The 18224-nt window shown below is 67.5% G+C and carries 16 protein-coding genes and 1 tRNA gene; 5 read left to right on the top strand and 12 right to left on the bottom strand.

Translation table 11 applies throughout. From position 1 onward, the window contains the following. The first annotated feature begins 135 nt into the window (after window positions 1–135). Window positions 136–726, top strand: coding sequence for an HNH endonuclease family protein (locus ABZX92_RS11065; protein WP_355556556.1), 591 nt, complete (start codon window positions 136–138; stop codon window positions 724–726). Here the strand turns inward: ABZX92_RS11065 and ABZX92_RS11060 are convergent, their stop codons facing one another. Both ABZX92_RS11060 and ABZX92_RS11055 read right to left on the bottom strand, forming a co-directional pair. Beyond that, complete coding sequence (locus ABZX92_RS11060) at window positions 727–2238, bottom strand: hypothetical protein (RefSeq protein ID WP_355556553.1); 1512 nt, start codon at window positions 2236–2238, stop codon at window positions 727–729. A 90-nt stretch (window positions 2239–2328) separates the two neighbouring features. Further along, a tRNA-Thr gene (locus tag ABZX92_RS11055) sits at window positions 2329–2402 on the bottom strand. Between the two features lie 108 nt (window positions 2403–2510). Between ABZX92_RS11055 and ABZX92_RS11050 the strand changes: the two genes are divergently transcribed. Continuing rightward, window positions 2511–3878 carry a hypothetical protein gene (locus ABZX92_RS11050; protein WP_355556551.1) on the top strand — a complete coding sequence of 456 codons (1368 nt, stop codon included), beginning with the start codon at window positions 2511–2513 and terminating at the stop codon, window positions 3876–3878. On the opposite strand, the gene ABZX92_RS11045 is transcribed toward ABZX92_RS11050, so the two are convergent. Further along, on the bottom strand, window positions 3829–5025 hold the full coding sequence (locus ABZX92_RS11045) for a glucuronyl hydrolase (RefSeq protein WP_355556548.1): 1197 nt from the start codon (window positions 5023–5025) through the stop codon (window positions 3829–3831). The genes ABZX92_RS11050 and ABZX92_RS11045 overlap by 50 nt on opposite strands. Next, on the bottom strand, window positions 5022–6611 hold the full coding sequence (locus ABZX92_RS11040; RefSeq protein WP_355556545.1) for an L-lactate permease: 1590 nt from the start codon (window positions 6609–6611) through the stop codon (window positions 5022–5024). The genes ABZX92_RS11045 and ABZX92_RS11040 overlap by 4 nt, the downstream gene beginning before the upstream one ends. 133 nt (window positions 6612–6744) lie before the next feature. Between ABZX92_RS11040 and kduI the strand changes: the two genes are divergently transcribed. The 3 genes from kduI to ABZX92_RS11025 are packed head-to-tail and all read left to right on the top strand — an operon-like array spanning window position 6745 to window position 9028. Next, window positions 6745–7572 carry a 5-dehydro-4-deoxy-D-glucuronate isomerase gene (gene kduI / locus ABZX92_RS11035; protein ID WP_355556543.1) on the top strand — a complete coding sequence of 276 codons (828 nt, stop codon included), beginning with the start codon at window positions 6745–6747 and terminating at the stop codon, window positions 7570–7572. Continuing rightward, window positions 7569–8294: an SDR family oxidoreductase gene (locus tag ABZX92_RS11030; protein WP_355556540.1), complete on the top strand. Its 726-nt coding sequence runs from the start codon at window positions 7569–7571 to the stop codon at window positions 8292–8294. Before kduI ends, ABZX92_RS11030 begins: the two co-directional genes overlap by 4 nt. After that, window positions 8291–9028, top strand: a complete 738-nt coding sequence (locus ABZX92_RS11025; protein WP_355556537.1) for an IclR family transcriptional regulator — start codon at window positions 8291–8293, stop codon at window positions 9026–9028. Before ABZX92_RS11030 ends, ABZX92_RS11025 begins: the two co-directional genes overlap by 4 nt. Here the strand turns inward: ABZX92_RS11025 and ABZX92_RS11020 are convergent. The 8 genes from ABZX92_RS11020 to ABZX92_RS10985 form a co-directional block, all read right to left on the bottom strand. After that, window positions 9025–10221 (bottom strand): DNA polymerase III subunit delta', encoded by a 1197-nt coding sequence (locus ABZX92_RS11020; RefSeq protein WP_355556534.1) that lies wholly within the window; start codon window positions 10219–10221, stop codon window positions 9025–9027. The genes ABZX92_RS11025 and ABZX92_RS11020 overlap by 4 nt on opposite strands. A gap of 24 nt (window positions 10222–10245) precedes the next feature. Continuing rightward, window positions 10246–12252 (bottom strand): MFS transporter, encoded by a 2007-nt coding sequence (locus ABZX92_RS11015; protein WP_355556531.1) that lies wholly within the window; start codon window positions 12250–12252, stop codon window positions 10246–10248. Between the two features lie 99 nt (window positions 12253–12351). Continuing rightward, complete coding sequence (locus tag ABZX92_RS11010) at window positions 12352–12777, bottom strand: hypothetical protein (protein WP_355556528.1); 426 nt, start codon at window positions 12775–12777, stop codon at window positions 12352–12354. A 16-nt stretch (window positions 12778–12793) separates the two neighbouring features. Further along, window positions 12794–15559, bottom strand: coding sequence for a type I DNA topoisomerase (gene topA, locus ABZX92_RS11005; RefSeq protein ID WP_355556526.1), 2766 nt, complete (start codon window positions 15557–15559; stop codon window positions 12794–12796). A 140-nt stretch (window positions 15560–15699) separates the two neighbouring features. After that, window positions 15700–16272, bottom strand: a complete 573-nt coding sequence (locus ABZX92_RS11000) for a hypothetical protein (RefSeq protein ID WP_355556524.1) — start codon at window positions 16270–16272, stop codon at window positions 15700–15702. Between the two features lie 65 nt (window positions 16273–16337). Further along, the gene (locus ABZX92_RS10995) at window positions 16338–16901 is read right to left on the bottom strand and encodes a hypothetical protein (protein ID WP_355556522.1); all 564 of its coding nucleotides are present in this window, start codon (window positions 16899–16901) and stop codon (window positions 16338–16340) included. Between the two features lie 96 nt (window positions 16902–16997). After that, window positions 16998–17573: a hypothetical protein gene (locus ABZX92_RS10990; RefSeq protein ID WP_355556519.1), complete on the bottom strand. Its 576-nt coding sequence runs from the start codon at window positions 17571–17573 to the stop codon at window positions 16998–17000. Between the two features lie 29 nt (window positions 17574–17602). Beyond that, entirely contained in the window at window positions 17603–18175 is a 573-nt protein-coding gene (locus tag ABZX92_RS10985; protein ID WP_355556516.1) for a hypothetical protein, read from the bottom strand. Window positions 18176–18224 lie beyond the last annotated feature (49 nt).

Below are 18224 nucleotides of genomic sequence, written 5' to 3'. Positions count from 1 at the left end.
CGCCGTTGAGCGGCCATCGCGTGCTTTGCCGGCGGGTACTTCCCTCTTATGCGGTGGCTGTTGCTGATCATCCTGCTTACCGGCTGTTCCGCTCTACCCCTGTCCTCCACTCCACCCGGTCCCCAAGTGGACCGCGTGCCCACCGGCACCCTCGACGCCGCCTCGGCCCGCACCTCTCTCGCGGCGCTTGTCGTTGCCACGCCGGGCCGTCTGGACGGGTACGTACGCGACTGCGCTGATGGTCAGGCGTGTGTGTTCGGCCAGCCGTGGTTCGACACCGACGGCGACGGCTGCGACCAACGCAGCCAGGTCCTGGCCCGCGACCTGACCGGTGTCTCGCGCAAACCGGGCCGGTGCTCCGTGCAGTCCGGCACCCTGGACGACCCGTACACCGGCACGCGCGTCACCAGCGTCTCGAAGATCCAGATCGACCACGTGGTGCCGCTGGCCGAGATGTGGCGCAGCGGGGCGGCCGGGTGGGCACCTGAGCAACGGGTAGCGGCGGCGAACGACCTGCGGAACCTCGTGGCGGTCTCGGGCAAGGTCAACCAGTCGAAGGGCGACAAGACGCCTGACGAGTGGATGCCGCCCAACGCCTCGTATGCGTGCTCGTACTCGCGGATCTACGTCACGGTGAAGGTGGCGTACGGGCTGACCGTGGCGCCCGCGGAACGTTCGGCACTGGAGCAGGCCCTCACCACTTGTCGCACGCTTCCTACGACCTGATCAATCAGTTCGGCGAATCAGACCGGAGTATCCGACGATGACCAACGTCGCCAGGATCCACACGGCTACCTGCAGCAGCCAGATCGCCATCGCGAACGCCTGTCCGCGACGACTGATCGTGTCGAGGTCGCATCTTTCACGAACACCGGTCGCCGCAAGCGGAAGGCCTCGATCGATTCCCAGCCCAATCTGTTCGAACGTCGAACACGGCGTGAACGGATACTCGGCCCGACTGGTGTGTCCGGCCACGTACCGACCATCCCGGATCGACGTGTGTCCAGCCCACAGGCCGAGCAGACCTGCCAATATGAGAACGGTCAGCGTTGCGACTACTGTGCGACTGACGCGGTATCCGTAGCCCGCTAATAATCCCCATGTCCTATGCCTGAGCCGCGACCACCTGCTGTCGAACTCTCCACGAAACCGACGGTCGTCTTGCTGAGCGATCAGAATACGGCGCACGGCCACGTCATTGCCAGAGGCATGTTCAACACCAGCCAACTGCGAGTAGGACTGAGCCGTATACACGCGCGTGTGCGACTGGATCCAGTGCAACCAGCTCAACCAATCCGCGCCCTCCGTCGCGAGAGTCCCATACATCAGCCCGTAGATCAACAAATCTCCAGATGCACAGTCATAATCGACATCGGCCTCACAAAGCACATTGCTGGAAATACTCAGATAGTCGGTTGTTACATGATCAAGACAGACCAGCGCACCTCCGGCCTCGAAGTTCTTGATCTCGAACCGACTCCAACGAACACCACCCAGGCTTGCACCGGCAAGGTCGATGACAGCACGCCAGCTTTTCCCTTGAATCGATGAATCGCCGCCAAGCCACAGTTCACCTTCGACCCTCAATCGGTTCGCACTTAACACAGGCCCCGACGAGTTCGCCAACGTCACGTTGAAGAGGTTGAGGCTTCCTCCAACAAATGCGCCGTTCAACGTCACTGTACCCAGCGATGTGTCCGCCGTCCCGGAAAATCCGTCACGAAGAAAGAGATTTCCTTCGATCCGAGCATCCTCAGCATGAAATGCCGGCCCACTCACACTGGTGATCGACGAACCGTCACACTCGAGATTTCCGCCAATGCGGGCACCAGCGAACCTGACAGCTCGCCGCCCCGTTTCAGCGGAGATGACACATTGCCTCAGGAACACACTTCCGGTCACCCGGATCTTGTCCGCCGACAGCGCACGTACGTCACAGCCTATGAGCTCAAGCCACGGGAGATCGGCATCTCTGGCGATCATTGGGTGCAGAAGTCTGCAATCTGTCAGATTCAACCCCGATGAGGTACGTACACCCTCCAGGTCCAGCGCACCCGCGACCAACGCGCCCGTCAACTGGACACCTCTCGGGTCGACAGCGCCATGCCGCCCGAGCAGCAGATCACGGATCACATCTGCTCGAATGACCTGCGCACCTTCGCACCTGAGCCGCTGCCCACGCTGGGCTGCCAGCACGAGCTTGCGCTCCGCAGAGGTGAGACCCCGCATCCACAGCACAACTAGGACGTCGTGACACTCGCCACAGCGTTACGAGGCCAAACAAGAACCGGCGGGTCCTCCGAGGAGGACCCGCCGGTCATCTCACCGAGCCGCCTATCGGAATCGAACCGATGACCTGCTCATTACGAGTGAGCCGCTCTGGCCGACTGAGCTAAGGCGGCGAGACGCGACAACTATAACCGACCCGCAACCGCGTTACTCACGGGGGTCGGCTTCGTTGTACGGACCGTGACCGATGTCACCACCTCCTAGCCGCCGAGGAGTGGTTCATGCGCCGATCGTTGTCCGTGCCGCTGGCCGGGTTGTTGCTCGCGCTCGTCGCGGCGCCCGCGCTCGCCCAGCCCCCGACCACACCGGTGCCGGGGCCGCGCGACCCGAACCAGCCGCCCGCGTCGGCGCCGAACGGGCCGCAGTCGCTGGCGCACGCGGTCGGGGATGCCGGGACCGGGCTGACGGTGGTGCGGCTCGGGCCGCAAGGGGTGCCGACGAACACGATCCTGCCCGGGCTGAGCGACCAGCTGCCCAAGCAGTCCGTCACCGAGTTCGGACTGGGGCTGGCGAGCGCGCAGGTCAACACCGAGGCGTTCCTGAGCACCGAGCGGGTGGTCACGCAGGCCAACCCGTTCGGGTTCGCGGTGGCCGGGCGGTCGCCGCAGACGCCGGGGACGCTCGTGCAGACGGCGATTCCGGACAACCCGCAGCCGACCACCGGCGGGCTGCCGATTCCCGAGACTCCGCTCGGGAAGCTCAGGCTCCTCAACGGCAGCGTGCAGGCGCGGTGGGACGAGAAGCTCGGGCCGTGCGTCAGCCCGTTGGCCACGGCGAAGACTTCTTTCGCAGGCCTTGAGGTGCTCAGCGCGCTGCCGGCCGAGGTGCCGTTGCCGTCCAAGAGCCTGCTCAGCATCCCGGACACGTTCGAGGCCAACTCCAACGTGCGGCTGGTCGACCTGCCGGGCAGCAAGAACAAGGCGGTCGAGTCGACGTCGACCATGCGTGCGGTCAGCGTGGAGATCGCGGGTGGCATCAAGATCGACGTCGCGACACCGCCGACGCTCACGGCGACCGCCACCGGTGACGAGGCGACGTCCAAGATCACGTACACCGCACCGGTGCTCAAGGTCAGCCAGAACGGCAAGGAGCTCGGCACGCTGGACGCCGCGCACCCGGCGCTGGACATCCCGTTGCTGCTCGACCTGGTGGTCGTCAAGCTGCAGATCGCCGGGCTCAACGAGAAGAAGGCGAGCTTCAGCGGCAACGGGTTCAGCGGCTTCCAGCTCGGAGCCACGGCGCGGATGCTCGACGTGCAGCTGCTGCCGACGGACAAGCTGAAGCTGCCGAACCTGCCCACGGCGCTCGCGCAGATCTCGCTCGGCGAGCAGATCGTGCGGGCCGCGGCGCCGCAGGGTGGCGTGGTCTGCGGAACCGCACAGCCGCCCGCGACGCAGGAACCAGGTGGCGGAGCGGCGCCTCCCAAGCAGAAGACGCCGCCGCTCGCCTACACCAACGCCGCGTACCAGTCGATCCCGCTGTTCTGGGTCGGCACGGGACTGCTGCTCGCGGGCGTGGTCCTGGTGGCCGCGCTGCCGGTCAGGACAGGCCGATCGCGCGGCCGAGCTCCCGGGGTTTCAGGACCCTGAGCAACGCCTCCATGAGGTAGTAGTCGCCGTAGGGCAGCGAAACCTCGATGCCGGTCTCGATGCGACGGTTGCGGGTGCCGCGCGCCAGGATCGCCTCGTGCTTCTCGGCCCGGGTCGTCAAACACGTGCGGCACAACGCATCCAGGATCCGCAACCCCGCAACCCGGTACGACAACCGGCCAGAAGCCGCGGCCAGGTCGAGCAGACCGCACGCCATGATGGCGCCCGCCGACGAGTCCTTGACGTCGTTGGGCGCCAATGGTGAGCGGTAGTCCCACACCGGAATGTGGTCCGGAGTAAGGGCGTCCAGCGCGAAGTCCGCGAGTTTCCGCGCGGCATCGAGGAACTCGCGCTTGCGAGAACGCCGGTACATCGTGGTGAAGCCGTAGATTCCCCACGCCTGACCACGCGACCAGCACGACGTGGGGCTGTAACCCTGGTTCGTGTTGGGCCCGATGTCCTCGCCGGTGTCCGGGTTGAAGTCGAAGACGTGCGGCGTCGACCCGTCCGGCCGGATGAACTTCACCCGTGTGGTCTCGGCGTGCGCCACCGCGACGTCCAGGAACCGCGACTCCCCCGTCTGCTCCGACGCGAACGTCAGCAGGTCGAGGTTCATCATCGTGTCCATGATCGCGCGGCCGGCGTTGGTGGGCGTGCCGAGCGCTCCCCACGCTCTGATGAAGCGCCCCTTGTCGTTGTAGCGCTGGATCAACGACGACGCGGCCTGCACTGCGCCGTCACGCCACGACACATCGCCCGTGATCCGGTACCCGGTCACCCACGACGGGTAGAAGAGGAAACCGAGGTCGTGGATCGACGTGTCGGTGCGCCGAGGCGACAGTCTCAACGCCGACTCCACGGCCCACTTCTTGAACTGCTCGTCGCCGCTGTCCAGGAACGCGAGCCAGTGCATGCCCGGCCAGAACCCGCCGACCCAGCCACCGGAGTTGACGTAGGTCCACTTCTCGAACTTCGTCTCCTCGGGGAACGAGGTGACGTTCGGCGCGACCTGCCGCAGCCGCTTCAACGCGAAGTCGAACGACTCCCGGAACAACCGCGAGGACGCGGCCGACGCCTCCCCGGCAGCCCCGGCGACGATCGGCGCCGCCGCAGCCGCACCGAGCAGAGTTCTGCGACTGAACGTCATGGCACCATCCATCCCAGCACCGGTGTCGACTGCAGGTACGCGACCACACAGGTCACCAGCAGCAGCAACAGGCTCCAGCCGAACACCTTGCGGAACAGGTCGCCCTCACGTCCCACCAGACCTGCCGCCGCGGTACCGATCGCCAGGTTCTGCGGCGAGATCATCTTCGCCATCACGCCGCCCGAGCTGTTCGAGGCGCCGAACAGGAACGGTGACGTGCCGAGCTGCTGCGCCGCGGTGACCTGCAGGCCGCCGAACAACGCGTTGGAGCCCGCGTCCGTACCGGTGATCGCGACACCGAACCAGCCCACGACCGGCGACAGAAACGCGAAGAACGCGCCGGTCCCCGCGAGCCAGAGGCCCAGAGTCGTGATCTGGCCGGAGTAGTTCATGACGTACGACAGCGAGAACACCGCGAAGATCGCCAGGATCGCCCAGCTGAACTGCTTGATCGTCTGGCCGTAGATCTCCACGCCCTTGCGCGCGCTGATCCCCAGCACCACCAACGTGATCAGGCCGGACAGGAACAGCAACGAGCCCGTCGCGGACGCCCAGTTCAGCGCGTACTCGACCTTGATCGGCTTGCCCGCCGCGTTCGTCAGGTGCATGCCGGGCCACAGGAACTTGTAGGTCAGCGAGTCGAGGAACTTCTTCACCGGCACGATCTGCGCCACCGAGAAGATCACCACGATGATCGCGTACGGGGTGAAGGCCGTGATCACGTCGCGCCGCGAGTCCGTCGTCGAACCGCCGGCGATGACCGGCGGAATCGAGCGTTCCGGCTGCCACACGCGCATGAAGACGATCACCGCGAGCACCGACACGACGGCCGCGATGATGTCGCAAAGCTTGTAGGACCAGAAGTTCGACACCAGGTACTGCGTGATCGCGAACGAGCCGCCCGCGACGAGCGCGGCCGGCCACGCCTGCTTGAGACCGCGCTTGCCGTCCACCACGAAGATCAGCACGAACGGCACCAGCAACGCCAGGATCGGCACCTGACGACCGGTCATCGCACCGAACGTGTCAGCCGGCAGCCCGGTGACCGTGTTCAGGACCGTGATCGGGTTGCCCATGCCGCCGAACGCCACCGGCGCGGTGTCGGCGATCAGCGCCAGCGCCACCGCCTTCATCGGGTCGACGCCCAGCGCGATCAGCATGACCGAGCAGATCGCGACGGGCCCACCGCCACCGGCCAGCGCTTCGAGCAGCGCGCCGAACGAGAACGCGATGACGATCGCCTGCACCCGCTGGTCGTCCGAGATGGAGCTGAACGACCTGCGCAGCACGGCGAAATGTCCGCTGTGGACCGTCAGGTTGTAGATCCAGATGGCGTTGAACGTGATCCACAGGACCACGAGCACGCTGGTAGCCGCACCGAACGCCGCCGAGTTGAGCGCCTGCCCGAGCGGCATCGAGTAGCCGAACATCGCGACGCCGATCGCGAGCACGAGGGCGGTCAACCCCGCCCAGTGAGCCTTCCACTTGAGACCGCCGAGCAGCACGAGCACGGCAACGAGCGGTATCAACGCGAGCAGAGCCGACAGGAACAACGATCCTGTCGGATTCGGGTTCTGCTGGTACACCAAGGCCGCCTTTCATAAGCCTGAACTCCGGCGGCGTGGAGGTCTCAGGCTTGTTCCATTGCACGGAACGTAGTTCCATGTTGGTCGGCGCACATCGTGTCATTCCGCCGCCCCGATCGGAAGGCATCCTCAGATGCAAATCAGGCACTCGACCCATCCGGCGCAGTTGCCGGGCTTCGACACGGACGGGCTGCGGCAGCACTACCTGGTGGACGACCTCTTCGTACCGGGTGAGATCCGGACCGTCTACACGCACGAGGACCGCATCGTCCTGGGCGGCGCTACGCCGAACGTCGGCACACCGCTGAAGCTTGAGAGCGCTCCCCCGCTCCGTTCCTCGTATTTCTGCGAACGCCGCGAGCTCGCCGTCCTCGCGATCCGCGGTACCGGAACGGTTACCGTGGACGGAACCGAGCACAAACTCGGTACGCGCGACTGCCTCTACGTCGGCCAAGGCGCCGTGGACGTCGAGTTCTCCGCTTCCGACGAGGACACCCGCTTCTACCTCTTCTCCACCCCGTCGCACGCCTCGTTCCCGACCTCGGTGGCCCGCTTCGACGAGGTGGACGTCCTTTCCCTGGGCTCGCAGGAAACCGCGAACGTCCGCGAGATCCGCAAGTTCGTGCACGCAGACGGCATCCGCTCCTCACAGCTGGTGCTCGGCGTGACCTCCCTGGCGCCGGGCAGCGTCTGGAACACCATGCCGCCGCACACCCACGACCGCCGGACCGAGTGCTACCTCTACTTCGACCTCCCCGAGGACCACCGCGTCATCCACCTGTGCGGCGAGCCCCAGAACACCCGCAACATCGTGGTGCGCAACGAAGAGGCCGTGATCTCCCCGTCCTGGTCCGTCCACAGTGGAGCAGGAACGCACTCGTACACGTTCGTCTGGGCCATGGGCGGCGAAAACCAGGCCTACGACGACATGGACCCGGTCGCCGTCACGGAGCTTCGGTGAACTTCTCGCTCAACGGCAAAACGGCCCTCGTAACGGGCGCCCGCACCGGCATCGGCAAGGCCATCGCCCAGGGCCTCCACGAAGCGGGCGCCAAGCTGATCCTCGTGGGCCGAGGTGACCTCTCGGACGTGGCCCCGGCCATCGCCACCGTGTCGATCGACCTCTCGGATCCGGCCTCGATCGAGCCCGCGCTGACCCCGGTCCTCGCCGAACACGGCGTGGACATCCTGGTCAACAACGCCGGCACGATCCACCGCGGCGCCGCCGTCGACGTCTCGCTCGCCGACTGGCAACGGATCATGGCCGTGAACCTGGACTCGGCCTTCGAGATCTCGAAGCTCTGCGGCCGTCACATGATCGCCCAGGGCAGCGGCAAGGTCATCAACATCGCCTCACTGCTCTCCTTCCAGGGCGGCATCCTGGTCTCGGCCTACACAGCCTCCAAGCACGCGCTGGTAGGCATGACCAAGCTGCTCGCCAACGAGTGGGCGTCGTCGAACGTGCAGGTCAACGCCATCGCCCCGGGCTACATCGAAACCAACAACACCGCACCGCTACGAGCCGACCCGGACCGCGAACCGTCGATCCGGGCCCGAATCCCAGCTGGCCGATGGGGCAAACCAGAAGATCTGGTGGGCCCAACGGTGTTCCTTTCGTCCGCCGCGTCCGATTATGTGACCGGACATGTTCTAGTGGTCGACGGAGGCTGGCTGGCGAGATGACCGATACCGCCGTCGAAAAGACGCTCGCCGTGCTGGAGGCCCTGGCCGACCACTCGCGCATCACCGACATCGCGCGCGTGACGGGCCTGCCGAAGTCCACCGTCCACCGCCTCCTCCAAACGATGGTGGACCGAGGCTTCGCAACCCTGGGCTCGGACGGCTACCTGACCGGCCCGCGAATCCTCGCCCTGGCAGGCAAGGTCCTCCGCCCCTTGGACACGGTGGAGCGAGCACGGCCATTCCTGCGCACCCTGCAGGAATCCACGGGGTGCACAGTGCACCTGGCCGTCCTCTTCGGCGACGAGCTGGTCTACGTCGACAAGATCGAGGCCAACAAGCCGTACCGCATGGCGTCCCGTCTGGGCATGTCTCTCCCGGCCCACGGGACCGCCATCGGCAAAGCCGTCCTGGCCTCGCAGTCGACCTCGGAGCTGGAGGCCTACATGGCCCGCACGGGCCTGCCGGGCCGCACCCCGCACACCATCACCTCGGCGTCGCGGCTGAAATCGCAGCTGTCGAGGGTGCGGCGGTCCGGGTTCGCACTGGACGACGAGGAGAACGAGCTCGGCGTCCGGTGCGTGGGCGCGGCGATCCGGGACCACGCGGGCGTGGTGATCGGCGGGCTCTCGGCATCCTCGCTGGCGATGGAGCACTCGCTGCAGGAGCTGATCGCACTCGGGCCACGCGTGGTGCAGGCGGCGGGTGAGGTGTCGGGCGCGCTCGGCTGGGCCTAGCCGCGGTGCAGCGTGGTCACCATCGCCTCGATCGCGATGCGCGGCTTCACGTTGACCTCGATCGCCTCCCGGCAGGCCAGCACGGCCTCCAACCGCCGCAGGATCGACTCCCGCGACCACTGAGCAGCAGCGGTCCGGGAGTCACCGGCACGGTCCGGATGCATCAGCGCGGCTTCCGACCCGGTGTGCGTGACCAGCGCGTCCCGGTAGAACCCGGCCAGGTCCACCAGAGCCGTGTCCAACGAGTCGCGCTGAGTCCGAGTGGCCCGAGACTTCTGCCTCTTCTCCAGATCCTTCAACGCGCCCTTGGCCCCACGGGTGGCAGCAGCAGTCCCCTTGCCAGTGCCGCCGGCTCCCATGGCCGTCTCCAACGCCTCCCGCTCAGCCTCGTTACGAGACTCGTTCGCGGTAGAAGCGTCGTCCTCGGCAGCCTTGATCAGCTCATCGGCACAGGTGAACACATCGGCAGGCTTGCGCAGGGCAAGAGGAATCCGCAACACGGCCTCCCGCCGAGCCCGCACGTCCGGATCCACGGCCAACCGCCGAGCCCGCCCGACATGGCCTCCGCAAACGGAAGCGGCCCACGAAGCCATCTCGGCGGGAACCCCGTCCGCGGCCTCCAACGCCGACGCGATGGCCGCCGGACGCGGCGAGCCCAGTGACACCAGCCTGCACCGCGACCGAATGGTCACCGACACGTCGTCCGGGTGGTCAGAAGGCGCGCACAGCAGGAACACCGTCCGCTCCGGCGGTTCCTCGACGGCCTTCAGCAACGCGTTGGCCGCGCCCTCGGTCAGGCGATCGGCGTCCTCGATGATCACCACCTGCCACCGCCCCGAGGTCGGCCGGCGAGCGGAGATCTGCACGAGGGCGCGCATCTCGGCGACCGAGATCGAAAGTCCCTCGGGAGCCACGACCCGCACGTCCGCGTGAGTGCCGTGCAAGGTGGTCCGGCACCCGGCGCACTCACCGCAACCAGGCCGGTCATCGGTCACCACGCACTGCAGGGCGCCGGCGAAGGCACGGGCGGTGGACGAACGGCCGGAGCCGGGCGGGCCGGTGAAGAGCCAGGCGTGCGTCATGGCGCCAGGAGCAGGCGTTCCTCCGGCAACGATCGCGGCAGCCGCCTCAGCAGCCGCAGACAGGGTCGCCACCGCGTCCGGCTGGCCGACCACCTCGTCCCACACGCTCATGACGACCAGTCTTCCAGCGCGGGATCAGACCGCGGCTTCGGGGACCGCCCGCTTGCGGGTGGCGAGCAGCGGGACGACGGCGGTCCGAACCCGCTCGGCCACCGCGTCGACATCTCCGTCGGCCTCGACCACCACGTACCGGTCCGGATCAGCGGCAGCCATCTCGCTCAGCAGCCGCTGCACGCGCCAGTGGTGCTCCAGCGCGATCGACTTGCCGTCAGCGACCGGCCGGTCCAGCAGGATCGTCAGATCAGGCCGCAGCCGACCGGTGGCCCAGTCGACCAGACCTTCGAGCTCCTGGTGCTCCAGCGTCGAAGTCGCGCTGAAGTGGGCGAGCGGCGAGTCGACGTAGCGCTCCATCACGACGACGGAACCCTCGTCCAGAGCGGGGCGCACCTGCCGTTCGACGACATCGGCACGCACGGCAGCGGCCACCAGAGCCTGAGCCCGCACACCGGCCAGCTCCGCGGACGACAACATGGTGCGCAGACGGCGTTCGTCGTGCTCAGGATCGGCGGCCAGCAACACCTCGAGCCCCTCGGCACGCAACGCCGCAGCCAACCGGCGGGCCTGCACCGAGGTGTCCTCACGGGTGTCGCCCTCGACCGCGATCAGCAGGCCCTTGGTCTGCCGGCGCCCGCGAATGGCCGCGAACAGCGACGACAGCACCGGCTCCTCGCGCCGGTCGTCCATCTGCCGGTACGCGACGAGCCCGAGCACGATCGCGATCGCCGCGCCGGCGAGCATCACCGGACGGGTCGCGTCGACCTCCATCGCGTGGCCGAAGACGCTGACCTGGCGCTTCTGCAGCAATGCCACCACGAGCGGGGCACCGGCGGAGGCGCCGAACAGCACGATCTTGAGCAAGGACTGGATCAACGCGACCGTGCGGCCGCGCATCTCGTCCTCGACCTGCGAGCCGACGATCGTCAGACCGGTCAGGAACGCCACGCCCGCACACGCACCGACCAGCGCCACCATCAGCAGCGCGATCCACAGGTGCGGGGCCAGCGCGACCAGCACCAGCGTGATGCCCGCGCCCACGATCGTCACGCCGAACAGGCGGTTGTAGGCGAGGCGGCGGGCCAGCCGGGGCGCGGTGGCCATGCCCAGCGCGAGACCGACGAACACGGCCACGAACAGCAGGCCGAACGTCGAGGCGCCGCCCAGCAGCGACTCGGCGTAGAGCTTCGCGGTCGCGATGACGACACCGGCCGCGGCGAACGCGCCGATCATGCCGATCACGAGGCCGCGGACCAGCGGCGTCGCGGCGGCGAAGCGGATGCCGTCGCGGAACATCGCGACGAAGCCCGGCTTGTCGGCCTCGACCTCCTTCTTCCTGGTTGAGGCGCGTCCGGAGAGCTCGGGCAGGCGGGTCGCGATCAGGATCGCGGAGGTGAAGTACAGCAGGCCGTTGATGATCACGGCGATGGTCGCGATGCGGAACTCGAGGTTCCCGCCCTGCAGGTTCAGGTAGCCCGGGATGCCCGCGATCAGCGAGTACAGACCGAAACCGCTGATCGTGGAGATGCCGTAGGTCATCACCAGGCCGAGCTGGTTCGCCGACTCCACCTGGTCGGGGCGGCGCAGCAGGTTCGGGACCGCCGACTCCTTGGCCGGGATCCACAGCATCGCGCAGCAGCCGACCAGGAAGTTCGCGACGAAGAGCCAGATCGGTGAGCCGATCAGCGCGATCGAGATGAACAGCGAGCCGCGCAGGACGTCGCAGACCACCATCACCTTGCGGCGGTCGAACTTGTCCGCGAGCACGCCACCGATCGGCGCGAACAGGATGCCCGGCAGCAGCTGCGTGAGCACGACCAGCGACAACGCGAACGACTGCCACTGGTAGCTGTGCATCATCTCGGAGACCAGGCCGGTCAGGGCGAGCAGCGACAGCCAGTCACCGACGCTGCACAGGTAGGTGACGAGCCACAGCCTCCGGAACGGCCGGATCGCGAGCACCGAACGCAGCCGGTGGACCGTGGACACGCTGGACTGGGCCGGCCCCACGAGGCCTGCCTCGGTCACTCCTGTGTCCGCGTCCTGAATCTGAGTCACCCCTAATCGGCCCAACACGTGAGATCAGGGTAACCGGAGCAAGCACGCGCCAACGCCCGACTCTCGGCCTCAGCCGCTGAAGATCGCCCCAAGAATGTTGACGACGACCAGCACGAAGAAGCCGATCACGATCAGGCAGCCGATGAACGCGGCCACCCCGTTGGACTGCTTGGTGGGCTGTTGTTGTTGCACCCCAGGCATTTGCGGCGCGGGCGCGAATGCCTGCAAGCCCACCTGCTGAGGCACGTTCCCTGGCGGACGCTGACGGCCACGTGGACGCCGGTGCTCCTGCTCCATCGCCTGCCAGATGGCCTGCCGCATCTCCTCCGTCGGCACTGGCGGTGTAGGCACCGACACACGTGACGTGGAGTACGCGGTGGTCCACTGAGGAGCGATCCACTGGTCAGCCGTCACCAGCCCGGCCAGCGGATCGGGGAAAAGCCGGGGAGGCGGCGGGGCCTGAGTCCCGTCCGGACCGAACTCGTTGATCGGCACCGCCACCTCCTGGCAGCTAGCTCTTGGACTTGGCCGGAGCCTTCTTGGCCGCGGCCGGCTTCTTCGCGGCCGCGGGCTTCTTCGCCGGAGCCTTCTTCTTGACCGGCCCCTTGGCGCGCTTCTCGGCCAGCAGCTCCGCCGCGCGCTCGTCGGTGATCGACTCGACGCTGTCCGTCTTGCGCAGCGACGCGTTCGCCTCACCGTCGGTGACGTACGGCCCGAAGCGGCCTTCCTTGATCACCATCGGCTTGCCGGACACCGGGTCGTTGCCCAGCTCGCGCAACGGCGGCGCGGCGGCGGCACGCCCGCGCTTCTTCGGCTCCGCGTAGATCTTCTGCGCCTCTTCCAGCGTGACCGTGAAGATCTGGGCCTCGTCCACCAGCGACCGCGAGTCCGTGCCCTTCTTCAGGTACGGGCCGTAGCGGCCGTTCTGCGCGGTGATCTCGGCGCCCGTCTCCGGGTCCTTGCCCACCACGCGCGGCAGCGAGAGCAGCTTCAGCGCGTCGTCCAGCGTCACCGTGTCCAGCGACATCGACTTGAACAACGAGCCGGTGCGCGGCTTCGGGGCCTTCTTGGGAGCCGTGCCGTTCTCGGCGGGCTCCGGCAGGACCTCGGTCACGTACGGACCGAAGCGGCCCTCCTTGGCCACGATCTCGTTGCCCGAGACCGGGTCGGTGCCGAGCGATCGGCCTTCCTGCGGCGTCGAGAACAGCTTCTCGGCGATCTCGTTGGTCAGCTCGTCCGGCGCCAGGTCGTCCGGCAGGTTCGCGCGCTGCGCGGCTCCGTCGACCTCACGCTCCAGGTACGGGCCGAACCGGCCGACGCGCACGACGACCGTGCGGCCCTCGGAGTCGCTGAACAGCGGGATCGAGTTGACCTCGCGCGGGTCGATGTCCTCGACACCCGTGCCGACCAGCTTCTTCAGGCCACCGGAGCGGCCGATCGAGCCGTCCGGGCCGATGCTGCCACCGAAGTAGAAGCCGGACAGCCACGTCGTGCGCTGCTGACGACCAGCGGCGATGCCGTCCAGCTCGTCTTCCAGCGCCGCCGTGAAGTCGTAGTCGACCAGGCGGCCGAAGTGGCCCTCCAGCAGGCCGACCACGGCGAACGCCACCCACGACGGGACCAGCGCGGCGCCCTTCTTCCAGACGTAGCCGCGGTCCTGGATGGTGCTGATGATCGACGAGTAGGTGGAGGGACGGCCGATGCCGAGCTCCTCCATCGTCTTGATCAGCGACGGCTCGGTGAAGCGCGAGGGTGGCGAGGTGGTGTGGCCGTCCGCGGACAGCTCCGCGATCGTCAGGTCCTGGTCCTTGACCAGCTGCGGCAGGCGCGACTCCGCGTCGTCCGACTCGCCACCGGCCTCGGCGTCGACGGTCTCGACGTAGGCCTTGAGGAAGCCGGCGAACGTGATCGTGCGGCCGGACGCGGCGAACGTGACCTCCTGGCCCGTCGCGGCACGCCCCTGGATGCGGATGCTGGTCGTGTTGCCCCGCGCGTCGGCCATCTGGGAGGCGATCGTGCGCTGCCAGACCATCTCGTAGAGCTTGAACTCGTCGGCGTCCAGCTCGGCGGCCACCTGGCCAGGCGTGCGGAAGACCTCTCCCGCCGGCCTGATCGCCTCGTGGGCCTCCTGCGCGTTCTTGACCTTGCGCGTGTACTGGCGCGGCTCCTTGGCGACGTACTGCGCGCCGTAGAGGTCCGTGGCCTGCGTGCGCGCCGCGTTGATCGCGGTCTCCGACAGAGTCGTGCTGTCGGTACGCATGTAGGTGATGTAGCCGTTCTCGTACAGCTTCTGCGCCGTGCGCATCGTGCGGTCGGCGGAGAACCGCAGCTTGCGGCCCGCCTCCTGCTGCAGCGTCGAGGTCATGAACGGCGCGTACGGCTTGCGGCTGTACGGCTTCTCCTCGACGGACGAGACCTTGACCGGCGCGTTCTGCAGCCCGGCAGAAATCGCGCGGGCCTGCTGCTCGTCCAGCACGACCACGTCGGCCTTGCCGGTGAGCTTGCCGTCCGAGCCGAAGTCACGACCGGTGGCGAGACGAGTGCCGTCGACGGCCACGAGACGCGCGCCGAACTGACGCGGCGTGGCCTCGGCACCGGCGTCCATCTGCGCCGAGATGTCCCAGTAGCTCGCGCTCACGAACTTCATGCGTTCGCGTTCGCGCTCCACGACCAGACGCGTCGCCACGGACTGCACGCGGCCGGCCGAGAGCTTCGGCATGACCTTCTTCCACAGGACCGGGCTGACCTCGTAGCCGTAGAGGCGGTCGAGGATGCGCCGGGTCTCCTGCGCGTCGACCAGGTCCTGGTCGAGGTCACGCGGGTTGGCCGCGGCCGCCTGGATCGCGGACTCGGTGATCTCGTGGAACACCATCCGGCGAACCGGGACCTTCGGCTTGAGCGTCTCCAGCAGGTGCCACGCGATGGCTTCACCCTCGCGGTCACCGTCTGTCGCGAGGTAGAGCTCGTCGACGTCCTTCAACGCTTCCTTGAGCTCGGTGACCAGCGACTTCTTGTCCGCGGAGATCACGTAGAGGGGCTCGAAGTCGTGGTCGACGTCCACGCCGAGCCTCGCCCACGCCTGGCCCTTGAACTTCGCGGGAACGTCGGCGGCACCGCGCGGCAGGTCCCGGATGTGTCCCCTGGAGGACTCCACGACGAAGTTGGCGCCGAGGTAGGAGGCGATCTTGCGCGCCTTCGTGGGCGACTCGACGATCACAAGTCGTCGGGTGTTGCCCGCTCCTCCGCTGCTCTTTCTCGTCCGTGTCGATCCAGCCACTCGCCGTCCCGCTCTCTTCCAAACCCGGTTCCCAGGCCCGCCAGTGTTGCCCAGCGTCGGCCGAAAAGCACACCATCCGCCGTGTCTCTGCGACGCCTGTACGACGAGACAGAGTGACACAACCTTGCCGGACCGCCCGCTCAGGCCGCCGGCCAGGTGCTGCACGCCACCCCGTGCGGAGGGCTTCCGACCAGCTCAGCGAGCCGTGCCAGCCTTCGTCGGCCGGTTACCCGCAACGCCGGAGCCCCTACCAGGGTGCACGGAAGTCCGGATGCGAGCAGGGCATTTTGCAACGGCAGGTGTGTCTGCGGTGCGTTGGGGTCCAAACCGAGCAGGTACGCCGACTCCATCCAGCTGCCCGCGGCCAGCGCCCAGACCCGCAGCACTGCTCCGTTCAGCTCGAAGTCCTCGGGCACCTTCTTCGTGGATCCGTCCAGCCAGCGGGCGGCCAGAGGGGTGAGATCGGTGCGGAACGGCGTGCGGACGAACCGCGTGCCCTCCTCGTTGACGCACAGCTCAGTGGTGACGTCGCGCTCGGCGCAGGCCTGCTTGAGGGGCCTGTGCCGCCACTCGTCCTTGAGCTCGACGTACACGCGGGCCGCCGTGCCGCGCGCGAAGCTGACGGCCTGTCCCGGCCCGCAGAGGAAGCCGGCGAGGTCCGCCTTGGCCGGCGTGCGCGCCTCGGCCGAGAAGAAGGACAGCTGCCCAACCACGGCCCACAGAGTAGAACAGGCGTTCGACTGTGACCAGTGGGGCGGGTGTGAATGCGCCGGTCGAGCTACTGATTCGTGAGCAGGTCCTGGCCCTTCGACTTGATCTCCACGCACGGTGCCGACTTGTTCAGCGCGTCGGCGTACTTCGGGCGTTTCTGCAGGTCCTGGAAGGTCGCGCGGAGATCTTCCGGACTGCTCACCTGGTTCTTCTCGGCCAGGATCTTCTCGGCCTCGTCCCAGAACTGGCCGTTCGGTTCGAGCTTCTCGACCGGGGCTTGGGCGTCCTGGTACGACTTGGCCGACTGCTGGACGAACTTGACCAGCCGTTCGTGGACGGATTTGAGGCCGTCCTCGGGCGCGCCGAGCTCGGTCAGCTTCTTCTCCGCCGCACCGAACGCGGTCGCGTTGGCCGTCACGAGCTTCAGGTACGCCGTCTTCACCGCAGCCGGGTTCGCCGCGTCCTGTTTGCGCAGCTCAAAGCCCGCCTCCATGCCCGGAAGGACCCCGTTGCAGAAGGCGTCGACCCACTGGCCCTGGGCGTCGGTGAGCGGCGTGTCGTCGGCGGAACCGCAGGCGCTGGTCAGCACGGCGGTGCCGACCAGCACAGCGACGATCAGGCGTGTGTTCACCACACCATCTTCCAGGTCCCGCCCGATCAGCTTTCCGAGCATGTGCTCGGCGAGCGCGGTACCCGGCCTGGCGATCTGGTTCGTTGCCTCGACCTGTCAGGACGTCGGCGTGGCGGAAGGTGCGATCTGCAGGCCCTTGCAGTTCGGCGCCTTCTCCGCAGCCGAGCCGAGACCCGTCTCGTCGAACTTCTTCTGCACGTCGGCACCCGTCTTCTCCAGCGTGGCCGCCTTGCCGATCATCTCGGTGAACGCGGTGACGACCTGGGTGGCGTCGGTCGAGGAGTCGAGCTTCGACTTGGTGTCGGCGAGCAGGGTCTTGATCTGACCCATGCCGTCCTCGGCCGTCGTGACCAGCTCCTTCGACTTCGGGTGCGGGCCGTTCTCCAGCGCCTTGAGGTCCGCGATCGACTTGTCGACCGCGGCGACCTTGGTGCCGAGCCAGTCCGACAGGCCCGTCTTGAGCTTGGACGGGTCGTTCATGTCGATGCTCGGCTCGTCCGACATGGCCTTCACGGTGCCGTCGACGGCACCGCAGACCTTGTCCATCCACGCCACGACGTCGGCCTCGTTCGGGGTGGCTGTCGTCGGGGACGTGGACGAACCTCCGCTGCTGCACGCGGTGAGCGCGAGCAGGCTCGTCAGCAGGGCGAGGGCGGTGTGACGCAGGCGCATGGGCCGGAAGCTACTCCGAACGGCCTCGCTCAGCTCGTCGGTGTGACGTTGAGGCGCTGCATCTCCTGGCACTTCGGCGCGGTCTGGGTGGCCTTCTGCAGCTCGGGAACGGCCTTGAGGTCCCGCAGCGGGTCGGCGAGCTCGGAGAGCTTGCCGATGGCCTCTCCGGCGGCCTGGAGGCCTCCGGTGGCGTCGTTCGCGTCGGCCTGCTCGATCTTGGTCTTGGCCTCGGTGAAGACCGTGCCCAAAGAGGTGAACGTCTCGGCCATCTTGGTGACGGCCTCCTCGCCACCCGCGACGGGCGACGGGCCGACGTTCTTGAGGCCCTCAGCCGACTTGGTGAAGGCGGTGGCGAGCTGGCCCATGTACGCGGCCATCTCGGCCTTGAGCTTGGCGGGGTCGCCGGCGTCGAGCTTCGGGGTCGTCTTGTCGATCTTGGCGAACTCGGACGCGGCGCCGCACACCTTGTCCATGTAGGCGACGGCCTGGGGGCTGGCCGCACCGCTGGAAGGCGTGGAAGAAGTGCTGGAGTTGCCACCAATGGTGCACCCGGCCAGCGCACAGGCGGCGACGGCAGCAGTGGCGACGAGGCGGAGCCTCATGTCGTAACTCCTAGGTCGGGGTACGTCGGGGGAGACCCGAACGTACCCC

It is taken from the genome of Lentzea sp. NPDC006480, from assembly GCF_040611995.1.
GTDB lineage: Bacteria > Actinomycetota > Actinomycetes > Mycobacteriales > Pseudonocardiaceae > Lentzea.
Note: the sequence above shows the minus strand (reverse complement) of the source record. Positions and strands in the feature narration are given on the sequence as shown.

What these genes read in the sequence shown, in the direction of transcription:
- ABZX92_RS11050 (WP_355556551.1), top strand. Translation starts at nt 2,511, where the DNA reads ATGCGCCGATCGTTGTCCGTGCCGCTGGCCGGGTTGTTGCTCGCGCTC.
- ABZX92_RS11045 (WP_355556548.1), bottom strand. Translation starts at nt 5,025, where the DNA reads ATGACGTTCAGTCGCAGAACTCTGCTCGGTGCGGCTGCGGCGGCGCCG.
- kduI (WP_355556543.1), top strand. Translation starts at nt 6,745, where the DNA reads ATGCAAATCAGGCACTCGACCCATCCGGCGCAGTTGCCGGGCTTCGAC.
- ABZX92_RS11025 (WP_355556537.1), top strand. Translation starts at nt 8,291, where the DNA reads ATGACCGATACCGCCGTCGAAAAGACGCTCGCCGTGCTGGAGGCCCTG.
- ABZX92_RS11020 (WP_355556534.1), bottom strand. Translation starts at nt 10,221, where the DNA reads ATGAGCGTGTGGGACGAGGTGGTCGGCCAGCCGGACGCGGTGGCGACC.
- ABZX92_RS10990 (WP_355556519.1), bottom strand. Translation starts at nt 17,573, where the DNA reads ATGCGCCTGCGTCACACCGCCCTCGCCCTGCTGACGAGCCTGCTCGCG.
- ABZX92_RS10985 (WP_355556516.1), bottom strand. Translation starts at nt 18,175, where the DNA reads ATGAGGCTCCGCCTCGTCGCCACTGCTGCCGTCGCCGCCTGTGCGCTG.